Genomic DNA, 25,313 nt, shown 5'->3' on the forward strand with positions numbered 1-25,313 from the left:
TCTCAGGGTGGGAAGATGCGACGTCGGCAACAGGATCCCGGACGGGGTGCGCCCGCGCACCGTTCCTCACCGAATCCGACAGCCATCCCCTTGTCTCCTGCGGAAGGACCGGCCACGGCGGTGACTGACAACCAGAACCTCCTCGCGGAGCAGCGACGCGCCCTCATCCTCGACGAGGTACGGCGGCGCGGCGGTGTACGGGTCAACGAGCTGACCCGGCGCCTCAGCGTCTCGGACATGACGATCCGTCGCGACCTCGACGCGCTGGCCCGGCAGGGCGTGCTGGCGAAGGTGCACGGCGGAGCCGTTCCGGTGGTCGAGGCGAGTACCCACGAGCCCGGCTTCGAGGCCAAGTCGGTGCTCGAACCGAGCGCCAAGGACGAGATCGCGCGGGCGGCCGCCGCCCTGGTCGCCCCGGGCACGGCGATCGCCCTCTCCGGCGGGACGACGACCTTCGCCCTGGCCCGGCACCTGCTCGACGTCCCTGACCTGACGGTGGTGACCAACTCGGTGCGGGTGGCGGACGTGTTCCACGAGGCCCAGCTCGCCGCCGGTGCGGGCGAGTCCCGGCGCGGGGCGGCGACGGTCGTCCTGACGGGCGGGATGCGCACGCCCTCCGACGCCCTGGTGGGTCCTGTGGCGGACCGCGCGGTCCGCTCGCTCCACTTCGACCTGCTGTTCCTCGGCGTGCACGGCATCTCGGTGGAGGCCGGTCTGTCGACGCCGAACCTGGCGGAGGCGGAGACCAACCGGTGCCTGATGCGGTCGGCGCGCCGGGTGGTGGTGGTCGCCGACCACACCAAGTGGGGCACGGTGGGCCTGAGTTCCTTCGCCACGCTCGACGAGGTGGACACCTGGGTGACGGACCGCGGCCTGCCCGACGGCGTACGCGCCGAGGTGGCGGAGCAGCTGCCGGGACTCGTGGTGGCGGGCGAGGAACAGGCGTGAGCCGCTTCCGGGTCGAGCGGACCGTTCCGACGGCGCCCGGGGAGGTGTGGCGGCGGCTGACGGACTGGCCGGCGCACGGCCGCCAGGTGCCGCTGACCCGGACGAGGGTGCTGACGCCGGGGCCGAACCGGGTCGGAACCCGGTTCACGGCCCGTACGGGCATCGGCCGGCTGTCCTTCGACGACCCGATGGAGGTCGTGCGCTGGGAACCCCCGGCCGAGGGACGGCCGGGGGCGTGCCGGCTGGAGAAGTCCGGGCGGGTGGTGCGGGGTTGGGCGCTGGTCGAGGTGACGGAGTCGCCGGGCGGTGGCAGCCGGGTGGTGTGGACGGAGGAGCTGTCCGTACGCGGGGTGCCACGGGTTCTCGATCCGGTGCTCGCGCGGGCGGGACGGGTGCTGTTCGGGCGGGCGGTGGACGGACTGCTGCGGCGGGAATGAGGTGGGGGCCGGATGGTGCGGGCCCGAGAGCGGAAGCCCGGGCCCCGCAACGGGCGGGCGCCGTCGGCCCCCTGTGCCGTTGACAGCGCGTCAGCTAGGGTGCGTTCTCCGCTCGCGCCCCGGGAGGTTCGACCATGGCACGCCGACTGAGGCCGGTGGAGCTCGACTTCACCGCGTCCGCGCCCGTCCGGCTGGTCTTCACCGCGACCCTGGCCGCGCCGCCGCCGGCCGTCTACCGGTCGCTCGCCGTGGAGGTGGGCAGCCTGCCCTCCTGGTTCACGGCGGTCACCTCCGCCGTCCCGACGGGCGACGGGGCGGGCAGGACCGTCCGGCTGCGGGGCGGGATCGCCTTCGAGGAGACGGTCCTGGCCTCCGAGCCCGACGTCCGGTACGCCTACCGGGTGGACGCCACCAACGCCCCCGGCGTGTCGGCCCTCGCCGAGGAGTGGTCCCTCACCCCCACGGGGAGGGGCACCCGGCTGCGGTGGACCATGGCGGCCGACGGCGCGGCTCCGTTCCGGCTCGGGCTGCGCCTCGCGGGGCCCGGCGTGGGCCTGTCCTTCCGGGACGCGGCGCGCCGGCTCGACCGGCGGCTCATTCCGGCCAGGCCCCGGACTCCAGGAACCGTTCGATAGCGGCGCTGTACGGGGCGATGTCCAGGCCCTGGGCGGCCAGCCAGTCGTCGGAGTAGTACTTGTCGAGGTAGCGCTCGCCGGGGTCGCAGATCAGGGTGACGACACTGCCGGTCCGCTCGTGGGCGACCATCTCGGCCACGATCTTGAAGGCGCTCCACAGACCGGTGCCGGTGGAACCGCCCGCCTTGCGGCCGATCACGGTCTCCAGGGCGCGGACGGCGGCGACGCTCGCCGCGTCGGGCACCTTCATCATGCGGTCGACGGCCCCGGGCACGAAGCTCGGCTCCATCCGGGGGCGTCCGATGCCCTCGATGCGGGAACCGCAGTCCGCGGTGGCGCCCGGGTCGTCGTGCGTCCAGCCGTCGAAGAAACAGGAGTTCTCGGGGTCGGCGACGCAGATCCGGGTGTCGTGCTGCATGTAGTGGACGTAGCGGGCGATGGTCGCCGAGGTGCCGCCGGTGCCCGCGGTGGCCACGATCCAGGCGGGCTCCGGATAGCGCTCCAGCCTCAGCTGCTGGTACATCGACTCGGCGATGTTGTTGTTGCCGCGCCAGTCGGTGGCCCGCTCCGCGTACGTGAACTGGTCCATGTAGTGGCCGCCGGTGCGCTCGGCGAGGGCGGCGGCCTCCTCGTACATCGTGCGCGAGTCGTCGACGAAGTGGCACTGCCCTCCGTGGAACTCGATGAGCCGGCACTTCTCGTGGCTGGTGGTGCGGGGCATGACGGCGATGAAGGGCACGCCGACGAGCTTCGCGAAGTAGGCCTCGGAGACGGCGGTCGAGCCGCTGGACGCCTCGATGACGGGCTTCCCCGGCCGCACCCAGCCGTTGCAGAGGCCGTACAGGAAGAGGGAGCGGGCGAGGCGGTGCTTGAGGCTGCCGGTGGGGTGGGTGGACTCGTCCTTGAGGTAGAGGTCGATGCCCCACTTCTCGGGGAGCGGGAAGCGCAGCAGATGGGTGTCGGCGGAGCGGTTCGCGTCGGCCTGGACCTTGCGGACGGCCTCCTTGAGCCAGGCCCGGTACGCCGGGTCGCTGCGGTCGACGTCGACGGTCACCGCCGCGGCGGCCGCCCGGTTCCCCACGCTGTTCTCCGTGGTGCTCATCCGTGCCTCTCCTCGGTCGCTTCCACTGGGTGCCCGCTGTCGACGATACCCCTCTCACCTGGGCAAACGTTTCCTTTGACTCTCCATAGGGATGACTTGCGGGAGGGCCTCTGGTGCGGGCCGGGACGGCCCGGCACACTGGGAACGACAACCGGGTGAAAGGGGCGGATCGGCATGTCGGAACCCGAGTTCAGCGCGAGGGGCGTACGGATCGCCCGCTGGCCGCGTTCGCTGACGCGCGCGGGCGAGGTACGGATCGAGGACGGACGGCTCGCCCTCCTCACGAGTTACGGCAGCGAGATCGACAGCGCGCCCGTGGAGAAGGTCCGGGCGGGGCGGCCGTGGTTCGCGAAGGCCGACGAGACGGTCGCGACCGTGAACGGCACCCGCTACCGGCTGACCTTGCACCGGGACGACCACGACGGTGGCGGCGGCGAGGCGGAGCAGTCCGGCCGTTTCCTCGCCGCCCTGAAGCGGGCCACCGAACGGCGCTGACACGACGGACCGTCCGCGGCGACGACCGGCCGGGACGAGGGCGGGGGTCGCCGTGAGTTGCGGGACGCTCACCCCTGGGTCACGCTGGAACAACCTCACAGAGGGTTCGAAGGTGGTGACGGTACGTTTCCGGTCACGCCCAGCCGTACCGCATGAAAGATCCGAATCTTCGTCTTCTTCCGGACTACTTCGGGGAGCCGCAGCCGTGATCAGCGAGCCGAGCAGGTATTACGCGGTGGAGCTTCAGGCCCTGCCGTCGCGGATCGGACAGGTCCGCAGGATTGTCTCCGCGCACCTCCGTCACTGGCACGTCGACGCTCTGGTCGACCACGCCGTGCTCGGAGTCACCGAGCTTCTGACCAACGTCCACCGGCACGCGAAGCCGGACAAGCGGTGCACCGTCGAGATCGAGCTGCTGCTCGACCGCCTCACGGTCTCCGTCCGGGACCACGACCCCCGCATACCGGAGGCCGTCTGTCCGGATCCGCTCGACGGGTACGACGAGCTGGCCACTTCGGGCCGCGGCCTCACCATCGTCGGTGCGGTCAGCGACAGTTGGGGCGTCCGCCCCTGCGGGGCCGACGGGAAGGTGGTCTGGTTCACCCTCACGGCGCCACCGCCCGCCGTCCCGGTCATGGCGCGTCCGCTCGCCGTGTACGGCTCCGGGAGCGAGGGGCCCCTCCTCGGGTACGGACGGTTCTCCGGTGTCCCGCTCAGCGCCCCGGCCGAACCGGCCCCGGCCCCCGAGCCGGCTCTCGCGCCGGAACCGGTCCTCGCGCCCGCCCCCGCCGTGGTCACGGCCCGCCGGGTCCTGGCCGGCCGCGCGGGCTGAACCGCCCGCGGGCCCGCCCGGCCGGCCACGGTCGTGCCGTGGACCCGTGTGCCGTGAACCCCTGGTCAGGCCACGGCGACCAGGGTGAGGTAGGCGATGCCGAGGGCCCGCCGGTAGCCGTTCAGCCAGGTCGAACGCTGCCGGTCGACGCGCTCGCGGGTCTCGGCGGCGAGCGGGTGGTCCGGGTGGGCGGCGAGCCAGACCTCGGTGTCGTACCGGTAGCCCGACTCGAACTCCTCCCACTCGTCGGCGCTCGCCGTCTCGATCCACGCGGGCCGGAACCCCGCCTCGATCGCGAGGTCGACGAGGGCGCCGAGGGAGAAGTGCTCTCCGGCGTGCGCGCCCGGCCACATGCCGGCCAGCTCCTGCTCGGTGGGGGTGCGCTCCCAGAAGCCCTCCCCGAGCACGACCCTGCCCCCCGGGCGGACCAGCCGGCGCAGTTCGCGCAGGGCGGCGGCGGGGTCGTGCGGCTGCTCGGGGTCGCAGAGCGCCTGGCTGGAGCCGAGGCAGAGGATCGCGTCGACGGGGCCGCGGTCGGTGCCGAGTGCCGACTCCTCGACGAACTCGACGCGGTCGGCGAGTCCCCGCTCCTCGGCGAGGGCGCGGCCGCGGGCCAGGTCCTCGGCGTTGATGTCGATCCCGGCGCCCTTGGCTTCCGGGGCGGCCTCCAGGACACGGAGGAGCAACTCGCCCCAGCCGCAGCCGATGTCGAGCACGTCGGCGGGCCCGGAGGCAGCGAGCCGCTCGATCAGGCGGGTGGCGCGGGCCTCGGAGAGCGGACCGTGGAAGGTGAGGCTGCCGAGGCGCGGGGGAAGATCGGATTCAGAAGAGATCATGAGGCGGAACAGTACGTCGTCCGAGGTCCGCGGCCCACCGGTTTCCGGCGACGGAGCGCCTTTCCGGCACCAGGAGCGCCTCCCGGCCCGGGGCGCCTTCCAGGTCGGAGCGCCTTTCCGGACCGGCGCGCCTTACGGACCGGGGTGCCTTTCCGGACCGGAACTCCTGGAGCCGGGGAAGCGTTTCCGCCGGACTCGCCCTAACCTGGTACGCGTGTACACGACGCGCGTGTCCCGTCACATCGAGGCCCCGCCCTCGGCCGTCTACCGGGCCCTGCTCGACCCGGAGACCGTCGCACACTGGCGGGTGCCCTACGGGATGACCTGCGAGGTGCACGACTTCGACGCGCGCGAAGGGGGTACCTTCCGGGTCTCGCTGCGCTACGGGACGGCGGCGGACGGCACGGGGAAGTCGGGGGCGCGCACGGACACGTACCACGGTCGCTTCGTGGAACTGCTCGCCGACGAACGCGTGGTCGAGATCATCGAGTTCGAGTCCCCGGACCCCCGGCTGCACGGCGCCATGACCCTCACGACGACGCTGATCCCGATGGACGGCGGCACGGACGTGCTCGTCGTCCACGAGGGGGTGCCCGACGCCGTGCCCGCCGCCGACAACGAGACGGGCACGCGCACGGCCCTGGACCGGCTCGCCGAGCTGGTCGAGAGCCGCCCCCGAGAGGTAGCGGACGGGCCTCGACCGACAGGCCGGCTTCCTCGGGGAGCCGACAACAGGTGAATACGAGAGCCCGCCGGCAGAAGGCCACGTGCTTCAGCCGAGGCGGGCCAGCAAGTGGGTGTCGAGGAAGCCCCGCTCGGAGGCCGGGTCATGGAGCAGCCGGGCGAACGTGACGAACCCGGCCCCGGCCAGCAGCTCGGCGAACCGGTTCGCCGGCCAGCTGTAGGCGGGCGTCACCTTGTGGTCGAAGCGGACCGGCTCGGGTGCGTCGGTCCCGAAGAACGAGACCAGGAGCAGGCCCCCTGGTGCCAGGACACGTGCCTGCTCGGCGAGCAGCGCGGGTAGTTCCCCAGGAGGCGTGTGGATCATCGAGTAGTGGGCCAGCACTCCACCGAGCGCGCCGTCCTCGACCGGGAGGGCCTCCATCCGCCCCTCGTCGAACTGCAGCGCCGGATGGGCCCGCCGGGCGTGGTCGACCATGGCCGGGGAGAGGTCGATCCCGAAGGCGTCCAGCCCCAGGTCGTGCAGCATGGCTGTCAGATGTCCGGGCCCGCAGCCGACGTCGGCCGCCCGCGGATTACCCGTCCCACGCACCAGCTCGGCGAAAATGCCGATCATGTTCCGCGCGAACGGCCGCGTCTCCAGTCGATTGGCGAACATCGACGCATACAGCTCGACGACCCCGTCGTAGGCCGCCCTGGTCTCGTCCTGGTGCTCCGCCACGGGAAGGAACTTAACACCCCCCGTCCGCAGCTTTTCTCCGGCCCCATGCCGGATCCCGCGCCGTCGTAGCGGACTCGCTCGGCTACGACGACAGGGCCACCAGCCGGTCGGCTTCCTCGGAGAACCGGCGACAGTCGGTGGGTCGGCCCCGGGTTCAGGCGAACGCGCGGGGTGGGTGCCGAGCGGGCCCGCCCCTGGGTGCCTTCCCTGCTGGAAGCGGTGCTGACACCGTAGGAGTCATGAGAGCAGAAGGAACGCCACCAGAACCGGAAGCCTCCGTGCAGAGCGGGCTCACATCTCTGGGTGAGGTGGCGTGCCGTTACCAGGCGGATGAGATACGCCCGGAGGATCTGCCGATGGTCGCCGCTGAGGCGCTCGCAGCCGGACTGGACACCCCGACATTGCGCGAGCCCGCCGGTTGGCCTCGCAACGCGGATGCCCGCGACCTGCGCGACGCGTTCGAGCAAGCACTTGCCGAGTCCGGGATCGGGTTGCCGGGTCGGGCCTGGCACGGCGCCACGCCCTGCGCCGAATGGCGGCGAGGCTCATCGACGGAGAGACGACACCCGCTGACCTGGCGACGGACGACTGGTGGGAGACGGAGGTCGAGACCGCGGTGGAGCGATCGTTCGTGGCGCTGATCCCGCAACGCGATTGCTGCATCGAGTACACCTTGGGGCTCGACCAGCAGACGTGGGCTGCCCAGCTGCGGAACGCCGCCCTCGCCCTGACGTCGTCTCCGCCGATCGGCCCCGGCTGCTGACTCCGCCTCGCGCGCTCATCCTCAGCAAAGGCGTGGAGCGGTCGAGCAGACTTCACTGAAGTGGCTGTTCAGCGGCCTGGTGCGGCAGCTGCCCGTACGGAGTCCGCGCAGCGCATCGTGGCGCTGCGAACAGCGAGCACAGGGCGACGGGTTGGTCGTGGCGCCGGCGGCCGTGCAGTGTCCCGATGCGGATGAGGACGTCGTCGCGGGTCACCTCCCGCAGGTGGTCGTAGGGGTTCGACCGTTCCAGGAGGGCCGGGCGGACCCGGTCGAGGTGGGACGGAGGCGGCCGCTGAAGTTTCCCGGGCCAGGCAGCTGTCGCAGGAATCGGTGGGCTTGACGTACCCCTTCGGGAACCGTGCCACCGGCTCACTCCGGCGGCAGCGACCGGCCGTCCCGGCGCTCGGGGAGCACCTTCGGCGCGGCGGTTCCCGCTCCGACCGCGGCCCGTTCGGTCTCCTCTGCCCGGCCGGGGCGGTGGGCCTTCTCCGGTTCGGGGATCAGCAGGGCTCGGAGGAACTCGCGGGATGTCGCACGCTCCGGGGCGTACGGCCGTGGGGCCCGAGTTCAGGCCGGTTCGCGGCCCAGGGCGGCCAGCGGGTCGTCGAGCACCGGCTGCCAGGCGAGCTCGGCGGCGCCCACGAGGCTGTTGTGGTCCAGGGTGCAGGGGAGGATCGGCACGCCGCCGCTGCGGCCCCACAGGCTGCGGTCGGCGACGACCGCGCGGAGGCGCTCGGGGTCGGCGTCGAGGAGCTCGCGGTGGAGGCCGCCGAGGATGATCCGGTCCGGGTTGAGAATGTTCACCAGACCGGCGAGACCGAGGCCCAGACGGTCGATCAGTTCCCCGACGGCCACGCGGACGCCCGGGTCGTCGGGGCTGGTGCGCAGCAGGTCGCGGGACTGCTGGAGCAGGGACACCTCGGGGCCGGGCGCGCGGCCCGCGACCGTGAGGAAGGCGAGCGGGTCGGTCTCGACGTCCAGGCAGCCGCGGCTGCCGCAGTGGCAGGGGCGGCCCTCGGGGTTCACGGTGAGGTGGCCGACCTCCAGGGCGAGGCCGGCGCTGCCGGTGTGGAGGCGCCCGTCGAGGACGAGCGCGCCGCCGACGCCGCGGTGGCCGGTGGCCACGCAGAGCAGGTCCCGGGCTCCGCGTCCCGCGCCGTGGCGGTGCTCGGCGAGGGCGGCGAGGTTCACGTCGTTGCCGGTGAAGGCGGGGCCCTCGATGCCGGCGGCCCGTACCCGCTCGGCGAAGATCTCCCGGACCGGCGCCCCGGCGGGCCAGGCGAGGTGGAGCGGGTTGAGCGCGGTGCCCTCGGGCTCGGCCACGGCGGAGGGGGCGGCGAGGCCGGCGCCCACGCAGCGGCGGCCGCTCTCCCGGAGCAGGGCGGCTCCGGCGTCGACGACGGCGCCGAGGACCTGGGCGGGGTCGGCGGAGACGGTGACGCAGCCGGGGGCGGTGGCGACGATGGTGCCGCCGAGACCGACGAGGGCGGCCCGGAAGCCGTCGGCGTGGACCTGCGCGGCGAGGGCGACGGGGCCCTTCTCGTCGACGGCGAGGCGGTGCGAGGGCCGCCCCTGGGAGCCGGCGGCGGCGCCGGGATTGGAGTCGACGCGGATGAGGCCGAGGGCCTCCAGTTCGGCGGCGACCGCGCCGGCGGTGGCGCGGGTGACGCCGAGTTCGGCGGTGAGGACGGCCCGGGTCGGTGCCCTGCCGGTGTGCACCAGCTCCAGTGCGGGGCCGAGCGCGTTGCGCCCCCTGTCCAGCCGTGTCCGGGTCGTCGTCGCCTTGCCGTTCATGGGTGGGAGTCTCCCATGATCGGACGGCGGGACGTCCCGTACCCCTGTCGCCGCGGGGACGCGGATGGCCACCGCCCGCTTGATTGCCACCGTCGTCGCCCCTATCCTGAGTTTGTGCCGCTACTAAACAAAGTACGGACGGCCGCCTCGGGGGGCTCCGGCGGAGACACCGCCACCCGCTCCCTGTCCCGCCTCCGCCTCGCCCTGACCCTCTTCTTCGCACTCGACGGCTTCCTGTTCGCCGGCTGGGTCGTCCGGATCCCCGCCGTCAAGCAGCAGACCGGCGCCTCGGCCGGCGACCTCGGCCTCGCCCTCCTCGGGGTGTCCGCGGGCGCCGTGATCACCATGACGCTGACCGGCCGGCTCTGCCGCCGCCACGGCTCCCACGCGGTCACCGTCGCCACCGCCGTGCTCCTCTCCCTCTCGGTCGCCCTGCCGGCGCTCACCCGCTCGCCGCTCGCCCTCGGCCTCGTCCTGCTGGTCTTCGGCGCCGCCTACGGCGGGATCAACGTCGCCATGAACAGCGCCGCCGTGGACCTCGTCACCGCGCTCCGGCGCCCGGTGATGCCCAGTTTCCACGCCGCGTTCAGCCTCGGCGGGATGATCGGCGCGGGCCTCGGCGGGCTGCTCGCCGGGGGACTCTCCCCCACCGCCCACCTCCTCGGCCTCACGGGCGTCGGCCTGCTCCTGACGGCCGTCGCCGGGCCCGTACTCCTGCGCCACCCCTCCCCCGCCCCGCCTCCCGAGTCCCTCACGCCCACGCGCACCCCCGACGGCGCGTCGCCTGGCGGGGCCCGCCGTACCGTGCTCGTCTTCGGCGTGATCGCCCTCTGCACGGCGTACGGCGAGGGAGCGCTCGCCGACTGGGGCGCCCTCCACCTGGAACAGGACCTGGGCGCACACCCCGGAGTGGCCGCCGCCGGGTACTCCGTCTTCGCCCTGACCATGACCGTCGGACGCCTGTCCGGCACCGCCCTGCTCGAACGCCTCGGCCAGACCCGCACCCTGGTCGCCGGCGGCGCCACGGCCGCCGTCGGAATGCTGCTCGGCGCGCTCGCGCCGACCGTCTGGGCCACGCTCCTCGGCTTCGCCGTGACCGGCCTCGGCCTCGCCAACATCTTCCCCGTCGCCGTGGCCCGCGCGGGCGCCGTCGCCGGCCCCGGCGGGGTGGCGACCGCGTCCACCCTCGGGTACGGCGGCATGCTGCTCGGCCCGCCGTCCATCGGCTTCCTCGCCGACTGGTTCTCCCTGCCGACGGCGCTCACCACGGTCGCCGTGCTCGCCGCGGGTGCGGCGGTGATGGGCTACTGGGCACGCAACGCCGGTGGCCGGCCGACGGGTTGAACCCTCGCCGTCCTCGGCCGGATCCCCTCCCCGGGCCCCGGGGCTGCGAGAATCCGGCCCATGGACGAGGCGACCGGGGGAACCGTGAAGATCACCGAACACGTCGACGCGCTCGAGACGGCTGGCCGCGCCCTGGCCGACGCGGCGGCCGGGGCCGGGTCGGACGCGGAGGTGCCGACCTGCCCGGGGTGGCGGATCCGGGACCTCCTCCGGCACACCACGACGGTCCACCGCTGGGCCACGGCCTACGTGACCGAGGGGCACACCACGTACCGGCCGGACGAGGGCGAACCGGCACTCGACGGCGACGAACTGCTCGCGCGCTACCGCGAGGGACACGCCGGCCTCGTCGCCGCCCTGCGCGCGGCGCCCGAGGACCTGGAGTGCTGGACCTTCCTCCCGGCGCCTTCGCCGCTCGCCTTCTGGGCGCGGCGACAGGCGCACGAGACGACCGTCCACCGCGCGGACGCCGAGTGGGCGCGCGCCGGCGGCCCCGGGCCCGTGGACCCGGCGGTCGCCGCCGACGGCATCGACGAACTGCTGCGCGCGTTCCACGGCAGGGACCGCAGCCGGGTGCGTACGCCGGAACCCCGGACCCTGCGCGTACGGACGACGGACACCGGCGACGTCTGGACCGTGCACCTGTCGGCGGCGGAGCCGCCCCGTACGGAACGGAGCGACCGGGGGTCTGCGGACACGGAACTGGGCGGTCCCGCCGACCGGTTGTACCTGCACCTGTGGAACAGGCTGCCCGAGGACGCCGTGACGCTCACCGGGGACCCGGAACCCGCCCGGCTGTGGCGGGAGACCTCGGGGATCACCTGGTCCTGAACCCGGAGCCGCGCATGGGGCGGCCGGAGGGGGACGGCCGGAACGGGGCGCGCGGCGGGGCGCGCGGAAGACGCGAATCGTGCGGAAGGGCCGCACGGAAGCCCTTCCGCACGCCCGCTCAGCCGCACGCCCGCTCAGCCGCGCGGCAGCAGGCCCACGTCCTGGCCCAGCCGGCGGGCGGCCGTCGCGAAGAAGGTGTCGCGGTCCTCGACGACGCGGTGGAACTGGCCGAAGACCTCGAACGAGACCAGGCCGAAGAGCTGCGACCAGGCGGCGACGAGCGCGACCGCGAGGGCCGGGGGGAGGTCCGGGGCGATGTCGGCGGCGATGCGCGCGGCCTCGGGACGCAGGACTTCCGGAAGCGGGGGGAGGGCGACGCCCTCGCCGGTGTGCGCCCGGCGGACGATCTCGATGAGGACGAGGCCGACGCGGGCGGCGGGGGCGACGGTGTCCTGGGGCGCGGTGTAGCCGGGCACCGGGGAGCCGTAGATCAGGGCGTACTCGTGCGGGTGCGCGACGGCCCAGGCCCGGACCGCCCGGCAGACGGCGGTCCAGCGGTCCAGGGGGCGCAGCCCGGAGGTCTCGGCGGCGGCCGCCTCCGCCGCGGCGCCGACGGCGTCGTAGGCGTCGACGATGAGGGCGGTGAGCAGCTCGTCGCGGCTCGGGAAGTAGCGGTAGAGCGCGGAGGACACCATGCCGAGCTCCCGGGCGACGGCCCGCAGGGACAGTTTCGCGGCGCCTTCGGCGGCGAGCTGCGCGCGGGCCTCGTCCTTGATGGCGGCGGTGATCTCGATACGGGCTCGGGCGCGGGCCCCTCGGACGGTCGTCATGGAGAGCAGTGTAACCACTTTCGGAGCACCGATAAGAAATGAGAGCACCGCTCTTGAATGAGAGCGGTGTCTTGTGCACACTGATCTCAAGCGAGAGCACTGCTCACACTTTGCTTCCGCCGCTCTCCTGCCGCCCTACCACCGCCACCGCTTCCACCAGGAGGAACCCATGTCCGCCCAGCCCACGGATCCCACCAGTCCCATCGGCCCCACCGGCTCCCCCAGCCCTGCCCTTCACGTCATGAAGCCCGGCTGGTTCACGGTGCACGTGTTCAACCGCGCCGTCGCCTGGATGACCCGGCGCGGCATCAGCGTCTGGGGTTCCCGGGTGCTCGCCGTCCGAGGCCGCAAGAGCGGCGAGTGGCGCCGTACCCCCGTCAACCTGCTCACGGTCGACGGCGTCCGGTACCTCGTGGCCCCCCGCGGCCACGTCCAGTGGACCCACAACATGCGGGCCGCCGGCGGCGGGCGGCTGATCCTCGGCAAGCACGTGCAGGAGTTCACCGCCGTCGAGGTGGCGGACGACGACAAGCCCGCGTTGCTGCGCGCCTACCTCAAGCGCTGGAAGGCCGAGGTCGGTGTGTTCTTCGGCGGCGTCGGACCCGACTCCTCCGACGAGGAGCTCCGCGCCGTCGCCCCGAGGCACCCGGTCTTCCTCGTCACGACGACGGGCCCCGCCACCCCGGCCGCGTGAACCGGCCGGTGCGGCGGAGCCCGTCCGCTGCCTCACTCATCCGCGTACCGACGAAGCGTCAGGACGCTTCCGGTGCCTTGGGGGCCTCGGTGGCCTCCGGTGCCTCGGTCGTCTCCTGTGCCCGGGGGGTCTCGGGGGTCTCGGGAACCTCGGGAGTTCCGGAGGACTCCGGGGCGTTCGCCGCCCGCACCTCCCCGTCCCCCTCCGCCGCCGACCGCTCGCGCTGCCCGACCCCGCGGCCCGCCGGACCGACACCGGTCGAGGTGTCCATCCGCCGGTCCAGGATCTCGAGCGCCCGCCGGGCCATGCCGTTCGAGCGGACCATGCCGCCGAGCGTCGACGAGCCCCGGGTGATGTCCGCGAACGCGTTCCAGGCGGGCCGCAGCCCCGTGATCGTCGCGTGCAGCAGTCCAGGCCGCCGCTCGAAGAGGGCGAGCATCCGCCGCCCGACCGCCATCTCGACACCGAGCCCGGCCTTGATGGCGAAGGCGTAGTTGAGGGCCTGGCGCCGGGCGTCGACCGCGTCGCCGGCCTCGGCGACCCGTACCGCCCACTCGCCCGCGAGGCGGCCGGAGCGCAGCGCGTAGGAGATCCCCTCACGCGTCCACGGCTCGAGGAGACCCGCCGCGTCACCGCAGACGAGGACCCGGCCGCGGGAGAGCGGCGAGTCGTCGGTGCGGCAGCGCGTCAGATGACCGGAGGAGATCGTGGGCTCGAAGCCGGAAAGGCCGAGCCGGGCGACGAAGTCCTCCATGTACCGCTTGGTGGCGGCGCCCTCGCCGCGCGCCGAGATGACGCCGACGGTCAGCGTGTCGCCCTTGGGGAAGACCCATCCGTAACTGCCGGGCATCGGGCCCCAGTCGATGAGGACACGCCCCTTCCAGTCCTCGGCGACGGACGGCGGGACGGGGATCTCCGCCTCGAGGCCCAGGTCGACCTGACCGAGCTTCACCCCTACATGGGCCCCTATGCGGCTCGCGCTGCCGTCGGCGCCGACGACCGCGCGCGCCAGCACCGTCTCGCCGTCGGCGAGGACGACGGCGACGGTCCGCCGGTCGGGGACGGCCGGACCGTGCTGCTCCACCCGGGTCACCGTGGCACCCGTCCGCAGTTCGGCACCGGCCTTCTGCGCGTGCTCGACGAGCTGCGCGTCGAACTCCGGGCGGTTGATCAGCCCGAAGAGCATCCGGCGCGAGCGGCGGGTGCGGGCGAACCGTCCCTGAAGGGAGAAGGTGACGGCGTGCACCCGGTCCTGGAGGGGAAGTTCGAAACCGGGCGGCAGCGAGTCGCGGGACGGGCCGATGATGCCGCCGCCGCACGTCTTGTACCGGGGCAGTTCGGACTTCTCCAGGAGCAGCACCCGACGCCCGGCCACGGCCGCCGCGTAGGCCGCGGTGGCGCCGGCCGGTCCCGCGCCGACGACCACGACGTCCCAGACGTCCGCCGCCGCGTCCCCTTCCCCGTCCGGCGTCGCGCCCTCTCCGCCCGTGCCCACCGGCTCCCCGTCCGCGTCCACCGAGTCCCGTTCCACGTCCGCCGAGTTCCCGTCCGTGTCCGCCGTCGAGCCCGCGTCCGCCGTCGAGTCCTGGTCCGCTGCCCCGTCCACACCGATGCCCTCAGGAGTCGCGCCTTCGGGCGCGGCGTTCTCCGGACCGGCGTTCTCTGCGTGCTCGCTGCTCACGATGTGCTTCTGCTCCTGATCCGACCGGTGGTCTGCTCCTGACGCATCCTACGGCGCGGTAGCCGAGGCCCCGCGCCGTAGGATCGGCGGTGCGTTCGTCGTACCACGACATACGCCGATCGCCGTCCTTACGTCGTAACGTCGCACCCACCAGGAGCGTGCCCATGACCTCGAATCCGATCGCCGAGACCGTCCGGTCCCTGATGCCCCGGGCCAAGGCCGAGCTCACGGAGCTGGTGGCCTTCGAGTCGGTGGCGGACGAGGCCGTGGCACCCCGCAGCGAGTGCGAGGCGGCGGCGAACTGGGTCGCGGACGCCCTGCGCGCCGAGGACTTCCAGGACGTGGCGCTGCTCGACACCCCGGACGGTTCGCAGTCGGTGTACGGCGTCCTGCCCGGCCCGGCCGGAGCGCCGACCGTCCTCCTCTACGCGCACTACGACGTGCAGCCGAAGCTGGACGAGTCCGCGTGGCTCACCCCGCCGTTCCAGCTGACCGAGCGCGACGGGCGCTGGTACGGGCGCGGCACCGCCGACTGCAAGGGCGGCTTCATCATGCACCTGCTCGCGCTGCGCGCCCTGAAGGCGAACGGCGGGGTCCCCGTGACGGTCAAGGTGATCGTCGAGGGGTCGGAGGAGCAGGGCACCGGCGGCCTCGAGCGGTACGCCGAACAGCACCCCGAGCTGCTCGTCTCCGACGCGATCGTGATCGGCGACGCGGGCAACTTCCGGGTGGGCCTTCCGACGGTGACCGCGACCCTGCGCGGCATGACGATGATCCGGGTGCGGATCGACACCCTGGGGGGCAACCTGCACTCCGGCCAGTTCGGCGGCGCCGCTCCCGACGCGCTGGCCGCGCTGATCCGCGTACTGGACTCGCTGCGCGGCCCTGACGGCTCCACCGTCATCGACGGCCTGCCGGGCGACAAGGTGTGGGAGGGCCTGCAGTACCCGGAGGAGGACTTCCGCCGGGACGCCAAGGTCCTCACGGGTGTGGACCTGCCGGGCAGCGGCACGGTCGCCGACCGGATCTGGGCGCGCCCGGCCGTCACCGTCGTCGGCATCGACTGTCACCCGGTGGCCGGCGCGACCCCTTCCGTTCCTTCGTCGGCCCGCGCCCAGATCAGCCTGCGGGTGCCTCCGGGGCAGGACGCGGCCGAGGCGACGAAGCTGCTCTTCGCGCACATCGAGAAGCACACGCCGTGGAACGCGCGGGTCTCCCTGGAGCAGGTGGGTCAGGGCCAGCCGTTCCAGGCGGACACGTCGAGCCCCGCGTACGCGTCGATGGCCGAGGCGATGCGGGTCGCGTACCCCGGTCAGGAGATGCAGACGGCGGGCATGGGCGGTTCGATCCCGCTGTGCAACACGCTGGCCGAGCTGTACCCGGAGTCGGAGATCCTGCTGATCGGTCTGAGCGAGCCCGAGGCGCAGATCCACGCGCCCAACGAGTCGGTCTCGCCCGAGGAGCTGGAGCGGCTCTCGGTGGCCGAGGCGCACTTCCTGCTCAACTACGCCCGCTCGAAGCAGGCCTGACGGAGGAGCGGGAGCCGGGCGCCGGGACCGGGACCGGGGTTCAGCGTTCGGCGAAGCTCGCCGAGAGCGTAGAAGCATACGGCGGACCTCCGGGGACGCCTAGGTTCGCTGTATGGAACCCACCCGGATCACCCCACGGCTGCACCTGCTCGACTTCTCCATCGGCCAGGCCTACCTCTGGCGGGACGAGGAGGAGCTGACGCTGATCGACGCCGGCTGGGCCGGCACGGCGAGCGGGACGGCGGAGGCGATACGGGCGGCGGGCCTGGACCCGGACCGGCTGCGCCGCATCGTGCTGACCCACTGCCACCGGGACCACGTGGGCTCGGCGCGGGAGCTGGCGGACCGGCACGGCGCGGAGATCCTCGCGCACCGACTCGACGCCCCGGTGATCAGGGGCGAGGCGCCGGTGCCCGAGCCGGACCTCCTGGACTGGGAGGTCCCGATGTTCGCGCACGGCCTGACCGTGCCGGAGGCGCCGCCGACGCGGGTGGACCGGGAGGTCGAGGACGGCGAGGAGCTCGGCTTCGGCGACGGCGCGGTGGCCGTCCACACGCCGGGGCACACGCCCGGCTCGCTCGCCGTGCACCTTCCGCGGCACGGCGTGCTGTTCACCGGGGACACGGTGGCGTCGGTCCAGGGCGTGACCTTCGGCGTGTTCCATGTCGACCGCGCGCTCGCTCTGGACTCGATGCGGCGCCTCGCGAAGCTCGCGCCTTCGGTGCTGTGCTGCGGCCACGGCGCTCCGGTGACCGAGGACACGGCGGTCCTGCTCGCCGCCGCGGTCGACCGGGAGGAAGCATGACGATCGTGGAACCCTCGTCCCGTTCCACCACCGACCAGGCGCCCGCCGACCCGGTCGCCCCGGACGACGCCCTCGCCACCCAGCCCGTCGGTTACTGGAGCGGCCTCGTCCACACGGCCGTCACCCGCCGCCTGCGGGACGCCATGGCCCGGATCGACGTCACGCAGCCGCAGTACTGGGTGCTCAACCTGGTGAACGGCGGGCCCGGCGCGCCGAGCCGCGAGGAGGTCGTCGGCCGGCTGACGCCGCTCGCGGACGGGCCGCACGAGATCGCGCGCGTCGTCGACCAGTTGCTGCACCGCGGCTGGCTCCGGGCGGACGACGCACGGCGACTGCGCCTCACCGACGCGGGCGAGGCCGCCCGCGTACGGCTCCGCGAACTGGCGACGGACGTGCGCGCCGAGGTCCACGAGGGCATCAGCGACGAGGAGTACGTGGCCGCCCTCAAGGTGCTGCGCCGGATGGCCGCGAATGCCGGGGGCGGCGGTGTCTCCTAGCCGGCGTCCCGTCCCACCGGGAGCCCTGCCTCCAGGTTGAGCACCGTCCCGCGTTCCCGGGCGCGCAGGGCCCAGCGGAGGCGGTGGTAGCGAACGGGCGGCAGGAGTTCGGCGGCCTCCTCCTCGGTGACGAAGCGCCAGTCGCGCAGTTCGGCGCCGGGGAGGCGGAGGCGCGCGGTGTCCGCGGCCTCGAGCCTGCCGCCGTCGAAGAGGAGTCGCAGTCCGCCGTAACCGGGGGGACAGGGGCGTTCCCAGTCGACGAGCAGGAGGCGGGGGACGGCGTCGAGTTCGAGGCCGATCTCCTCGGCCACCTCGCGCATTCCGGCGCGGGCCGGGGGTTCGCCGGGTTCGACGACGCCGCCGGGGAACTCCCAGCCCGGTTTGTAGGTGGGGTCGACGAGCAGGAAGCGGTCCTCCTCGTCGAAGAGGAGGACGCCCGCGGCGAGGGTCTCCCCGGTCGGTTCGGGGGTCTGGACGATGCCGCGGGGGGTGACGAGACCGTCCCGGACCGCGTCGGCGACGGTCCGGGCGGCCTCGGCGACGGTGAGCGCCGAGGTGTCGACGGCGTACGCGTCGGCGGCGAGCCAGCCGAGCGCGGCGCGGTAGGGCGCGAGGTGACCGTGGCACCACTCCCGGACCCGTGCGTCGACCTCCGGGTCGCCGTACTCCGAGCGGCCGTCGATACGCCTCCGCAGGATCGTTTCCTCCGGTGCGAGCAGGACATGGCGCACATCGATGCGGCGGGCGGCGAGCCCTCCGAAGATCTCGTCCCGGTACTCCTGTCTGAGCAGGGTCATGGGGACCACCAGCACGCCTCCCACCTCGGCGAGCAGGGCGGCCGCGGTGTCGACGACCAGGCGTCGCCAGATCGGCAGGTCCTGGTAGTCCTCGACCTCGGCGAGCCGCTTGGCCGGGAGGAGCCGCCCCATGGCCGTGCCGATGAGCTCGGGGTCGTACAGCGTGCTGTTCGGGATCAGATCGACCAGCTCACGCGCGGTGCTGGACTTCCCCGCGCCGAACGCACCGTTGATCCAGACGATCACGTTTCCCCCTCTTCGGTAGCCCCCAGTGGCTTGCCCGCAACACCCTGCCACGGAAACACGTGAACAGATGTCCCGGCATGTGCGTGACGCTTCCGCGCGAGGGTCGTTGATAACGGCAAGCACGAGGGGGTGCGAGATGAGTCGTAGGGTTCTCGAACGTTTTCCGGCCGGCGGCCCGCGGGGCAGCTTGCCGGCGGAGGAGTTCGCCGGCGCGCGGCGCGACGAGGGAGTGCCGGCCCGGGTCGTCATGGACCTGGAGTCCGACACGTTCCTGGTGGTCGTGGAACAGCGGATGCCGGAGCGGGTACGGAGGGAGTGACGGGCGAATACCGGATGGATGCCGGGCCTCGCCGGGGTGCCGGGCGGATGCCGGGCCTCGCCGGGGTGCCGGGCGGATGCCGGGCCTCGCCGGGGTGCCGGGACACCTCGTTCAGGAGATGCCGCCCGCCCGTACTCCCCCGCCCGCCGCACTCGCCGCCGCCGCGGCGCCCAGGAGGCCCGCGTCGGTGCCCGTGACGGCGGGGACGACGCGCAGGTCACGCACGAAGGAGAGCGTGGCGTAGGAGGCGAGGCCGCGGCGGAGCGGGGCGAAGAGGATCTCACCGGCGCCGGCCACCCCGCCTCCGACGACCGCGATGTCGATCTCGACGAGGGCCGCCGTCGCGGCGATGCCCGCCGCGAGCGCCTGGGCCGCCCGTTCGAACGAGGCGAGGGCGACCTGGTCCCCCGCGTGCGCGGAGGCGGCCACGGCGGCGGCGGAGACGTCTCCGTCGGGGCCCGGCCGCCAGCCGTTCTGCAGGGCGCGGCGGGCGAGGTGCGGGCCGCTGGCGACGCGTTCGACGCAGCCGCGCCCGCCGCAGGCGCACGGCTCGCCGTCCATGTCCACCACGATGTGACCGATGTGACCGGCGTTGCCGGTGGGGCCCGGGTGGACCCGGCCGCCGAGGACGAGGCCGCCGCCGACGCCCGTGGAGACCACGAGACAGAGGGCGTTGTCGTGGCCACGGGCGGCTCCGAGCCAGTGTTCGGCGGCCGTCATGGCGACGCCGTCGCCGACCAGGGTGACCGGCCGTCCGGCCGTCGCCCGGTGGACCCGTTCGACGAGCGGGTAGTCGCGCCAGCCGGGCACGTTGACCGGGCTGACGGTCCCCCGGTACGCGTCGACGGGGCCGGCGCTGCCGATGCCGACCGCCCCGGCGGCCGCCCACAGGGGCGAGGACGCGAGAGCGGCCAGGACGTCCTCCACGGCCCTCATCACCGTCTCGCCGTCCTCACGCGCGGGCGTGGGCCGCTGGGAGCGGGCACGGATGCGGCCCTCGCCGTCGACCAGGGCGCCGGCGATCTTGGTGCCCCCGATGTCGAGGGCGACGACGAGGCCATCGGCGGGGCCCGTGGCGGGATCGGTCTGCATGGGCGCGGGTCTCCCGTCGGCGGCGTGTGGGGCGGAGCGGTGTTCCGTACAGTCTCCCGCCCCGTGACAACACAGTCTCACGCCGGATGACAACGTTGTCCAGGCCCTATGCTTCCCCCAGGGGCACGACCCCGATCCCGCACGACCCCGATCCTGACGGAGGAACCGCGCACCGTGGCCGACATCGCCCGCCGCCCCGAGCACCGCTACGGCAACCGGCCCACGATGAAGGACGTCGCCGCGCGCGCGGGCGTCGGTCTGAAGACGGTGTCCCGGGTCGTGAACGGCGAGCCGGGGGTCACTCCGGACACCGAGCGCCGGGTCCAGGAGGCCATCGAGGTCCTGGGCTTCCGCCGCAACGACAGCGCGCGCGTGCTGCGCAAGGGCAGGACCGCGACCGTGGGCCTCGTTCTCGAGGACCTCGCCGACCCGTTCTACGGGCCGCTGAGCCGGGCGGTCGAGGAGGTCGCGCGGGCGCACGGCGCCCTGCTCATCAACGGTTCCAGCGCCGAGGACCCCGACCGGGAGCAGGAGTTGGCGCTCGCCCTGTGCGCGCGCCGCGTCGACGGTCTGATCGTCATCCCCGCCGGGGACGACCACCGGTACCTGGAGCCCGAGATGAGGGCGGGCGTCGCCACCGTCTTCGTCGACCGCCCCGCGGGGCTCATCGACGCCGACGCCGTCCTCTCCGACAGCTTCGGCGGGGCCCGCGACGGGGTGGCCCACCTGATCGCCCACGGGCACCGCCGCATCGGGTTCATCGGTGACCGGCCCCGTATCCACACGTCCGCCGAGCGCCTGCGGGGCTACCGCGCGGCCATGGAGGACGCCGGTCTGCCGGTCCGGGACGCCTGGGTGTCGCTGGGTTCCACGGACCCCGAGCGGGTGGGTTCGGCGGTACGGGAGATGCTGGCCGCGCCGGAGCCGGTGACGGCGCTGTTCGCGGGGAACAACCGGGTCACGGTCACGGCGGTCCGGGCCCTCGCCGGTCTGACGCGGCCGGTCGCCCTGGTCGGCTTCGACGACATCGAACTGGCCGATCTGCTCGGCGTCTCGGTCATCGCCCAGGATGCCGCCGCCCTCGGCAGGACGGCGGCGGAGCGCCTGTTCCGGCGCCTCGACGGGGCCGACGAGGCGCCGCGGCGGGTGGTGCTCGGCACGAGGCTCCTCGCCCGCGGGTCGGGCGAGATCGCGCCGTCGACCGACTAGGGCGGGCAGCGCCCGGACGGGCGGGAGCCGACGGACGGTACGGGCTCGTGCCGTCGGCTCCGGAGCGTACGGGGACCGTGCCGTCGCTCCGGAGCCTCTCCGGTTACTCGGCCGACGCGGTGAGGTCGCCGCGGCGCGGGGACGCGAAGCGGTCCAGGGCCGCGCGGTCCATGCCGGTGAGCGCGTCGACCTCCGCGGTGTCCAGGGCGCCGCAGTCGATGCCGCGCAGCAGGTAGGAGCTGAGGGCCTTGGCGGTGGCGGGCTCGTCCATGACGTCGCCGCCCGCGTGGTTGGCGTAGGCGGAGAGGCGCTTGGCGGCGGCCTCGAAGCCCTCGCGGTAGAACGCGAAGACGGCGGCGTAGCGGGTGGGGATGTGGCCGGGGTGCATGTCCCAGCCCTGGTAGTAGGCGCGGGCCAGGGCCCGGCGGGTGAGGCCGTAGTGCAGGCGCCAGGCCTCGTGGACGTGCTCGGTGGAGCCGACGGGGAGGACGTTGGTGGAGCCGTCGGAGACCCGTACGCCCGTGCCCGCGGCGGCGACCTGCATGATCGCCTTGGCGTGGTCGGCGGCCGGGTGGTCGCTGGCCTGGTAGGCGGCGGAGACGCCCAGACAGGCGCTGTAGTCGAAGGTGCCGTAGTGCAGTCCGGTGGCGCGGCCCTCGGCGGCGCCGATCATGCGGGCGACGGCGGCGGTGCCGTCGGTGGCGAGGATGGACTGGCTGGTCTCGATCTGGATCTCGAAGCCGAGGCGTCCGGCGTCGAGGCCGTGGGCCTTCTCGAAGGCCTCCAGGAGGCGGACGAAGGCGGTGACCTGCTCGGGGTAGGTGACCTTGGGGAGGGTGAGGACGAGTCCGTCCGGGAGCCCGCCGTTCTCCAGGAGGCCGGTGAGGAAGACGTCGGTGGTGCGGATGCCGCGGTCGCGTACGGCGGCCTCCATGCACTTCATCCGGATGCCCATGTACGGGGCGGCGGTGCCGTTCTCGTACGCCTCGGAGATCAGCCGGGCGGCGCGGGCGGCGTCCTGGTCCTCGTCCTCGCCCGCGTAACCGTCCTCGAAGTCGACCCGCAGGTCCTCGATCGGCTCGCGCTCCAGCTTGGCGCGCACGCGGCCGTGGACGTCCTCGGCGAGGTCGTCGGAGAGGCCGAGGACGGCGGCGAAGGAGCGCGCGTCGGGGGCGTGCTCGTCGAGGGCCGCGAGGGCCTGGTCGCCCCAGGAGCGGATGGTTCCGGCGTCGAAGGCGTTGCCGGGGACGTAGACGGTGTGGACGGGCTGGCGGGTGCCGGGATCTCCCGGGTAGCGGCGGTCCAGCTCGGCGTCCACCGCTGCGAGGGAGGCGCTGATGCCCTCGCTGACCGCGCCGGCGAGGCTCGTCGACACCTTCTCCTGCTGACCCATCCCACATCCTCCTGTTTTCCGCTTCACGGAATCAACAATCCGTATAGCGAAGTTAGTAGTCCGTCGGGACCTGAGTCAATGGTTGTCCGAAACGGCTCGGGGCCGCACGGTGAGAGATCACCGTGCGGCCCCGGCCGCGACAGAACCGCAGGTCAGCCCTTGCGGGTCTTGACCTCTTCGGTCAGCTGCGGGACGACGTCGAAGAGGTCGCCCACCACGCCGTAGTCGACGAGGTCGAAGATCGGCGCCTCGGCGTCCTTGTTGATCGCGACGATCGTCTTCGAGGTCTGCATGCCCGCGCGGTGCTGGATCGCGCCGGAGATGCCGGAGGCGATGTACAGCTGCGGCGAGACCGACTTGCCGGTCTGGCCGACCTGGTTGGAGTGCGGGTACCAGCCGGCGTCCACGGCGGCGCGCGAGGCGCCGACGGCCGCGCCGAGGGAGTCGGCGAGCGCCTCGATGATTCCGAAGTTCTCGGCGCCGTTGACGCCACGGCCGCCGGAGACCACGATCGCGGCCTCGGTCAGCTCCGGGCGGCCGGTCGACTCGCGCGGGGTGCGCGCGGTCACCTTGGTGCCGGTGGCCAGCGCGCCGAAGGAGACCGTGAGGGCCTCGACGGTGCCGGCGGCCGGGGCGGCCTCCACGGGGGCCGAGTTCGGCTTGACCGTGATGACCGGGGTGCCCTTGGAGACGCGGGACTTGGTGGTGAAGGAGGCGGCGAACGCGGACTGCGTCGCGACCGGGCCCTCGCCACCGGCCTCCAGGTCGATGGCGTCGGTGATGATGCCGGAACCGATGCGGACCGCGAGGCGGGCCGCGATCTCCTTGCCCTCGGCGGAGGACGGGACGAGCACGGCGGCCGGGGACACGGCGTCGTACGCGGCCTGGAGGGCGTCGACCTTCGGGACGACGAGGTACTCGGCGAACTCCGGCGCGTCGGCGGTCAGGACCTTCACCGCGCCGTGCTCGGCCAGCGCGGCGGCGGTGTCGGCGGCGCCGTTGCCGAGCGCGACGGCGACCGGGTCGCCCAGGCGGCGGGCGAGGGTCAGCAGCTCCAGGGTGGGCTTGCGGACGGCTCCGTCGACGTGGTCGACGTAGACGAGAATCTCAGCCATGGGACTTCAATCTCCTGCGAACGAAAAAGGGGGCGGACGTCAGCGGCTCGCGCGAGCCCTTTAGATGAACTTCTGGCTCGCGAGGAACTCGGCGAGCCGCTTGCCGCCCTCGCCCTCGTCCTTGACGATCGTGCCCGCGGTGCGCGCCGGACGCTCGGCGGCCGAGTCGACGGCGGTCCAGGCACCGGCGAGGCCGACCTCGTCCGCGTCGATGTCCAGGTCGTCCAGCTCCAGGGACTCCACCGGCTTCTTCTTGGCGGCCATGATGCCCTTGAAGGACGGGTAGCGCGCCTCGCCCGACTGGTCGGTCACGGACACGACGGCCGGGAGGGAGGCCTCCAGCTGCTCGGAGGCGCTGTCGCCGTCACGGCGGCCCTTCACGACGCCGTCCTCGATCGTGACCTCGGAGAGCAGCGTGACCTGCGGGACGCCCAGGCGCTCGGCGAGGATCGCCGGCAGGACGCCCATGGTGCCGTCGGTGGAGGCCATGCCGGCGATGACGACGTCGTAGCCGGTCTTCTCGATCGCCTTGGCGAGCACCAGCGAGGTGCCCATGACGTCGGAGCCGTGCAGGTCGTCGTCCTCGACGTGGACGGCCTTGTCGGCCCCCATGGACAGCGCCTTGCGCAGCGCGTCCTTGGCGTCCTCCGGGCCGACCGTGAGCACGGTGACCTCGGCGTCGTCGGCCTCTTCGGCGATCTGCAGGGCCTGCTCGACCGCGTACTCGTCGAGCTCCGACAGCAGGCCGTCGACGTCGTCGCGGTCGACCGTCAGGTCGTCCGCGAACTTGCGGTCTCCGGTCGCGTCGGGCACGTACTTCACACAGACAACGATCCTCAAGCTCACGCCGGCTCTCCTACTGCATCGTCATAACTGGGCTGCCTTGTTGCTCGCAGCATAGGCGCCTGAAGGGCGGGTTTCCGGTCGGGGCGCCGGACGCCCCGACCAGAATATTACTCGTCAGTACACCCAGTCCGTTACCAGTAAGCAAGCGCTCAGACATGTGATCTGGCCAACGCTCGGAGAGCGGCGCGGACGGGAACCCTCAGTCGCGCAGGGCGTTGAAGCGGCCGTGGTGGTAGAGGAGCGGCCGCCCCGCCCCGTCCGGATCGCCCGCGACCGCCTGCGCGATCACGATCCGGTGGTCCCCCGCGGGCACCCGGGCCACCACACGGCAGACCAGCCAGGCCAGCACGCCGTCGAGGACGGGTACGCCCTCGGGGCCCACGCTCCAGTGGGTTCCCTCCCCGAAGCGGTCGGCCCCGCTGCGCGCGAAGGTGGCGGCGAGCGCCTGCTGGTGCTCGCCGAGTATGTGCACGCCGATGTGCTCGGCCTCGGCGACCACGGGCCAGCTGGAGGAGGAGGTACCCACCCCGAAGGAGATCAGCGGGGGGTCGGCGGCGACGGAGTTGAGCGAGGTCGCGGTGAAGCCGACCGGGCGCTCGCCGTGCGCGGTGACGACCGCGACACCGGCCGCGTGCCGGCGGAAGACGGAACGGAGCAGATCGGGAGAGGCCTGGCGGGGGGCGCCGATCGTGGGAACGGTACGGAGCTCGGGCGAAACCGTCATGGAGTCGTCCTTCTTCTGCGAGGGCGGCATGGATGGGGTCCTGGGGTGATCAAGCACCCGGACAGCGCGCGCTCGCGTTGCGGGCCAGGTCCACGTGGGCCCGGCCGTAGAGAAGGA

The 25,313-nt window shown here is 73.4% G+C and carries 27 protein-coding genes; 15 read left to right on the forward strand and 12 right to left on the reverse strand.

What is annotated here, in order from left to right; genetic code table 11:
* The first annotated feature begins 120 nt into the window (after positions 1-120).
* From ACFWUY_RS07335 to ACFWUY_RS07345, 3 genes are all read left to right on the forward strand, one after another.
* Positions 121-948 carry a DeoR/GlpR family DNA-binding transcription regulator gene (locus ACFWUY_RS07335; protein ID WP_384103007.1) on the forward strand — a complete coding sequence of 276 codons (828 nt, stop codon included), beginning with the start codon at positions 121-123 and terminating at the stop codon, positions 946-948.
* Positions 945-1,385: an SRPBCC family protein gene (locus ACFWUY_RS07340; protein ID WP_384103009.1), complete on the forward strand. Its 441-nt coding sequence runs from the start codon at positions 945-947 to the stop codon at positions 1,383-1,385. The genes ACFWUY_RS07335 and ACFWUY_RS07340 overlap by 4 nt, the downstream gene beginning before the upstream one ends.
* A 134-nt stretch (positions 1,386-1,519) precedes the next feature.
* On the forward strand, positions 1,520-2,020 hold the full coding sequence (locus ACFWUY_RS07345; protein WP_384103011.1) for an SRPBCC family protein: 501 nt from the start codon (positions 1,520-1,522) through the stop codon (positions 2,018-2,020).
* Here ACFWUY_RS07345 and ACFWUY_RS07350 read toward each other — a convergent pair.
* A complete protein-coding gene (locus tag ACFWUY_RS07350; RefSeq protein WP_384103013.1) occupies positions 1,980-3,122 on the reverse strand; it encodes a PLP-dependent cysteine synthase family protein in 1,143 nt (380 codons plus the stop codon). The genes ACFWUY_RS07345 and ACFWUY_RS07350 overlap by 41 nt on opposite strands.
* 174 nt (positions 3,123-3,296) lie before the next feature.
* Between ACFWUY_RS07350 and ACFWUY_RS07355 the strand changes: the two genes are divergently transcribed.
* Both ACFWUY_RS07355 and ACFWUY_RS07360 read left to right on the forward strand, forming a co-directional pair.
* Positions 3,297-3,617: a hypothetical protein gene (locus ACFWUY_RS07355; RefSeq protein WP_384103015.1), complete on the forward strand. Its 321-nt coding sequence runs from the start codon at positions 3,297-3,299 to the stop codon at positions 3,615-3,617.
* Positions 3,618-3,822: 205 nt separating this feature from the next.
* A complete protein-coding gene (locus ACFWUY_RS07360; RefSeq protein ID WP_384103017.1) occupies positions 3,823-4,449 on the forward strand; it encodes an ATP-binding protein in 627 nt (208 codons plus the stop codon).
* Positions 4,450-4,514: 65 nt separating this feature from the next.
* Here ACFWUY_RS07360 and ACFWUY_RS07365 read toward each other — a convergent pair whose 3' ends face one another.
* Complete coding sequence (locus ACFWUY_RS07365) at positions 4,515-5,285, reverse strand: methyltransferase (RefSeq protein WP_384103019.1); 771 nt, start codon at positions 5,283-5,285, stop codon at positions 4,515-4,517.
* A 214-nt stretch (positions 5,286-5,499) separates the two neighbouring features.
* On the opposite strand from ACFWUY_RS07365, the gene ACFWUY_RS07370 reads away from it, so the two are divergent.
* Complete coding sequence (locus ACFWUY_RS07370) at positions 5,500-6,024, forward strand: SRPBCC family protein (RefSeq protein ID WP_384103021.1); 525 nt, start codon at positions 5,500-5,502, stop codon at positions 6,022-6,024.
* 33 nt (positions 6,025-6,057) lie between these two features.
* Here the strand turns inward: ACFWUY_RS07370 and ACFWUY_RS07375 are convergent, their stop codons facing one another.
* The gene (locus tag ACFWUY_RS07375; RefSeq protein WP_384103023.1) at positions 6,058-6,687 is read right to left on the reverse strand and encodes a class I SAM-dependent methyltransferase; all 630 of its coding nucleotides are present in this window, start codon (positions 6,685-6,687) and stop codon (positions 6,058-6,060) included.
* Positions 6,688-7,219: 532 nt separating this feature from the next.
* Between ACFWUY_RS07375 and ACFWUY_RS07380 the strand changes: the two genes are divergently transcribed.
* Positions 7,220-7,450: a hypothetical protein gene (locus ACFWUY_RS07380; protein ID WP_384103025.1), complete on the forward strand. Its 231-nt coding sequence runs from the start codon at positions 7,220-7,222 to the stop codon at positions 7,448-7,450.
* A 567-nt stretch (positions 7,451-8,017) separates the two neighbouring features.
* On the opposite strand, the gene ACFWUY_RS07385 is transcribed toward ACFWUY_RS07380, so the two are convergent.
* Positions 8,018-9,244, reverse strand: coding sequence for an ROK family protein (locus ACFWUY_RS07385; RefSeq protein ID WP_384103027.1), 1,227 nt, complete (start codon positions 9,242-9,244; stop codon positions 8,018-8,020).
* A gap of 114 nt (positions 9,245-9,358) precedes the next feature.
* On the opposite strand from ACFWUY_RS07385, the gene ACFWUY_RS07390 reads away from it, so the two are divergent.
* Both ACFWUY_RS07390 and ACFWUY_RS07395 read left to right on the forward strand, forming a co-directional pair.
* Positions 9,359-10,588 carry an MFS transporter gene (locus ACFWUY_RS07390; protein ID WP_384103029.1) on the forward strand — a complete coding sequence of 410 codons (1,230 nt, stop codon included), beginning with the start codon at positions 9,359-9,361 and terminating at the stop codon, positions 10,586-10,588.
* Between the two features lie 84 nt (positions 10,589-10,672).
* The gene (locus tag ACFWUY_RS07395; RefSeq protein ID WP_384103313.1) at positions 10,673-11,419 is read left to right on the forward strand and encodes a maleylpyruvate isomerase family mycothiol-dependent enzyme; all 747 of its coding nucleotides are present in this window, start codon (positions 10,673-10,675) and stop codon (positions 11,417-11,419) included.
* Positions 11,420-11,553: 134 nt separating this feature from the next.
* Here the strand turns inward: ACFWUY_RS07395 and ACFWUY_RS07400 are convergent, their stop codons facing one another.
* A complete protein-coding gene (locus ACFWUY_RS07400; protein ID WP_384103031.1) occupies positions 11,554-12,249 on the reverse strand; it encodes a TetR/AcrR family transcriptional regulator in 696 nt (231 codons plus the stop codon).
* Positions 12,250-12,490: 241 nt separating this feature from the next.
* Between ACFWUY_RS07400 and ACFWUY_RS07405 the strand changes: the two genes are divergently transcribed.
* Positions 12,491-12,943, forward strand: a complete 453-nt coding sequence (locus ACFWUY_RS07405; RefSeq protein ID WP_384103315.1) for a nitroreductase family deazaflavin-dependent oxidoreductase — start codon at positions 12,491-12,493, stop codon at positions 12,941-12,943.
* A 58-nt stretch (positions 12,944-13,001) separates the two neighbouring features.
* Here ACFWUY_RS07405 and ACFWUY_RS07410 read toward each other — a convergent pair whose 3' ends face one another.
* A complete protein-coding gene (locus ACFWUY_RS07410) occupies positions 13,002-14,438 on the reverse strand; it encodes a geranylgeranyl reductase family protein (RefSeq protein WP_384103318.1) in 1,437 nt (478 codons plus the stop codon).
* Positions 14,439-14,788: 350 nt separating this feature from the next.
* Between ACFWUY_RS07410 and ACFWUY_RS07415 the strand changes: the two genes are divergently transcribed.
* From ACFWUY_RS07415 to ACFWUY_RS07425, 3 genes are all read left to right on the forward strand, one after another.
* Positions 14,789-16,153 (forward strand): dipeptidase, encoded by a 1,365-nt coding sequence (locus ACFWUY_RS07415; RefSeq protein ID WP_384103033.1) that lies wholly within the window; start codon positions 14,789-14,791, stop codon positions 16,151-16,153.
* Between the two features lie 112 nt (positions 16,154-16,265).
* On the forward strand, positions 16,266-16,958 hold the full coding sequence (locus ACFWUY_RS07420) for an MBL fold metallo-hydrolase (RefSeq protein ID WP_384103035.1): 693 nt from the start codon (positions 16,266-16,268) through the stop codon (positions 16,956-16,958).
* Positions 16,955-17,455, forward strand: a complete 501-nt coding sequence (locus ACFWUY_RS07425; protein WP_384103037.1) for a MarR family winged helix-turn-helix transcriptional regulator — start codon at positions 16,955-16,957, stop codon at positions 17,453-17,455. The genes ACFWUY_RS07420 and ACFWUY_RS07425 overlap by 4 nt, the downstream gene beginning before the upstream one ends.
* On the opposite strand, the gene ACFWUY_RS07430 is transcribed toward ACFWUY_RS07425, so the two are convergent.
* Positions 17,452-18,498: an NUDIX domain-containing protein gene (locus ACFWUY_RS07430; RefSeq protein WP_384103040.1), complete on the reverse strand. Its 1,047-nt coding sequence runs from the start codon at positions 18,496-18,498 to the stop codon at positions 17,452-17,454. The genes ACFWUY_RS07425 and ACFWUY_RS07430 overlap by 4 nt on opposite strands.
* 136 nt (positions 18,499-18,634) lie before the next feature.
* Between ACFWUY_RS07430 and ACFWUY_RS07435 the strand changes: the two genes are divergently transcribed.
* Positions 18,635-18,817 (forward strand): hypothetical protein, encoded by a 183-nt coding sequence (locus ACFWUY_RS07435; protein ID WP_384103043.1) that lies wholly within the window; start codon positions 18,635-18,637, stop codon positions 18,815-18,817.
* A 111-nt stretch (positions 18,818-18,928) separates the two neighbouring features.
* Here ACFWUY_RS07435 and ACFWUY_RS07440 read toward each other — a convergent pair whose 3' ends face one another.
* The gene (locus ACFWUY_RS07440; RefSeq protein ID WP_384103046.1) at positions 18,929-19,909 is read right to left on the reverse strand and encodes an ROK family protein; all 981 of its coding nucleotides are present in this window, start codon (positions 19,907-19,909) and stop codon (positions 18,929-18,931) included.
* 174 nt (positions 19,910-20,083) lie between these two features.
* On the opposite strand from ACFWUY_RS07440, the gene ACFWUY_RS07445 reads away from it, so the two are divergent.
* Positions 20,084-21,118: a LacI family DNA-binding transcriptional regulator gene (locus tag ACFWUY_RS07445; RefSeq protein ID WP_384103049.1), complete on the forward strand. Its 1,035-nt coding sequence runs from the start codon at positions 20,084-20,086 to the stop codon at positions 21,116-21,118.
* A gap of 103 nt (positions 21,119-21,221) precedes the next feature.
* Here the strand turns inward: ACFWUY_RS07445 and ACFWUY_RS07450 are convergent, their stop codons facing one another.
* The 4 genes from ACFWUY_RS07450 to ACFWUY_RS07465 all read right to left on the reverse strand — a co-directional run bounded on the left by ACFWUY_RS07450 (position 21,222) and on the right by ACFWUY_RS07465 (position 25,196).
* Positions 21,222-22,511 carry a DUF6986 family protein gene (locus ACFWUY_RS07450; RefSeq protein WP_384103052.1) on the reverse strand — a complete coding sequence of 430 codons (1,290 nt, stop codon included), beginning with the start codon at positions 22,509-22,511 and terminating at the stop codon, positions 21,222-21,224.
* 152 nt (positions 22,512-22,663) lie between these two features.
* Positions 22,664-23,626, reverse strand: a complete 963-nt coding sequence (locus tag ACFWUY_RS07455) for an electron transfer flavoprotein subunit alpha/FixB family protein (protein WP_384103055.1) — start codon at positions 23,624-23,626, stop codon at positions 22,664-22,666.
* A 60-nt stretch (positions 23,627-23,686) separates the two neighbouring features.
* On the reverse strand, positions 23,687-24,472 hold the full coding sequence (locus ACFWUY_RS07460) for an electron transfer flavoprotein subunit beta/FixA family protein (protein ID WP_384103058.1): 786 nt from the start codon (positions 24,470-24,472) through the stop codon (positions 23,687-23,689).
* Positions 24,473-24,671: 199 nt separating this feature from the next.
* On the reverse strand, positions 24,672-25,196 hold the full coding sequence (locus ACFWUY_RS07465; protein WP_384103321.1) for a flavin reductase family protein: 525 nt from the start codon (positions 25,194-25,196) through the stop codon (positions 24,672-24,674).
* Positions 25,197-25,313: the final 117 nt, after the last annotated feature.

The sequence above is a fragment of the Streptomyces sp. NPDC058664 genome (assembly GCF_042716635.1).
Classification (GTDB): domain Bacteria; phylum Actinomycetota; class Actinomycetes; order Streptomycetales; family Streptomycetaceae; genus Streptomyces.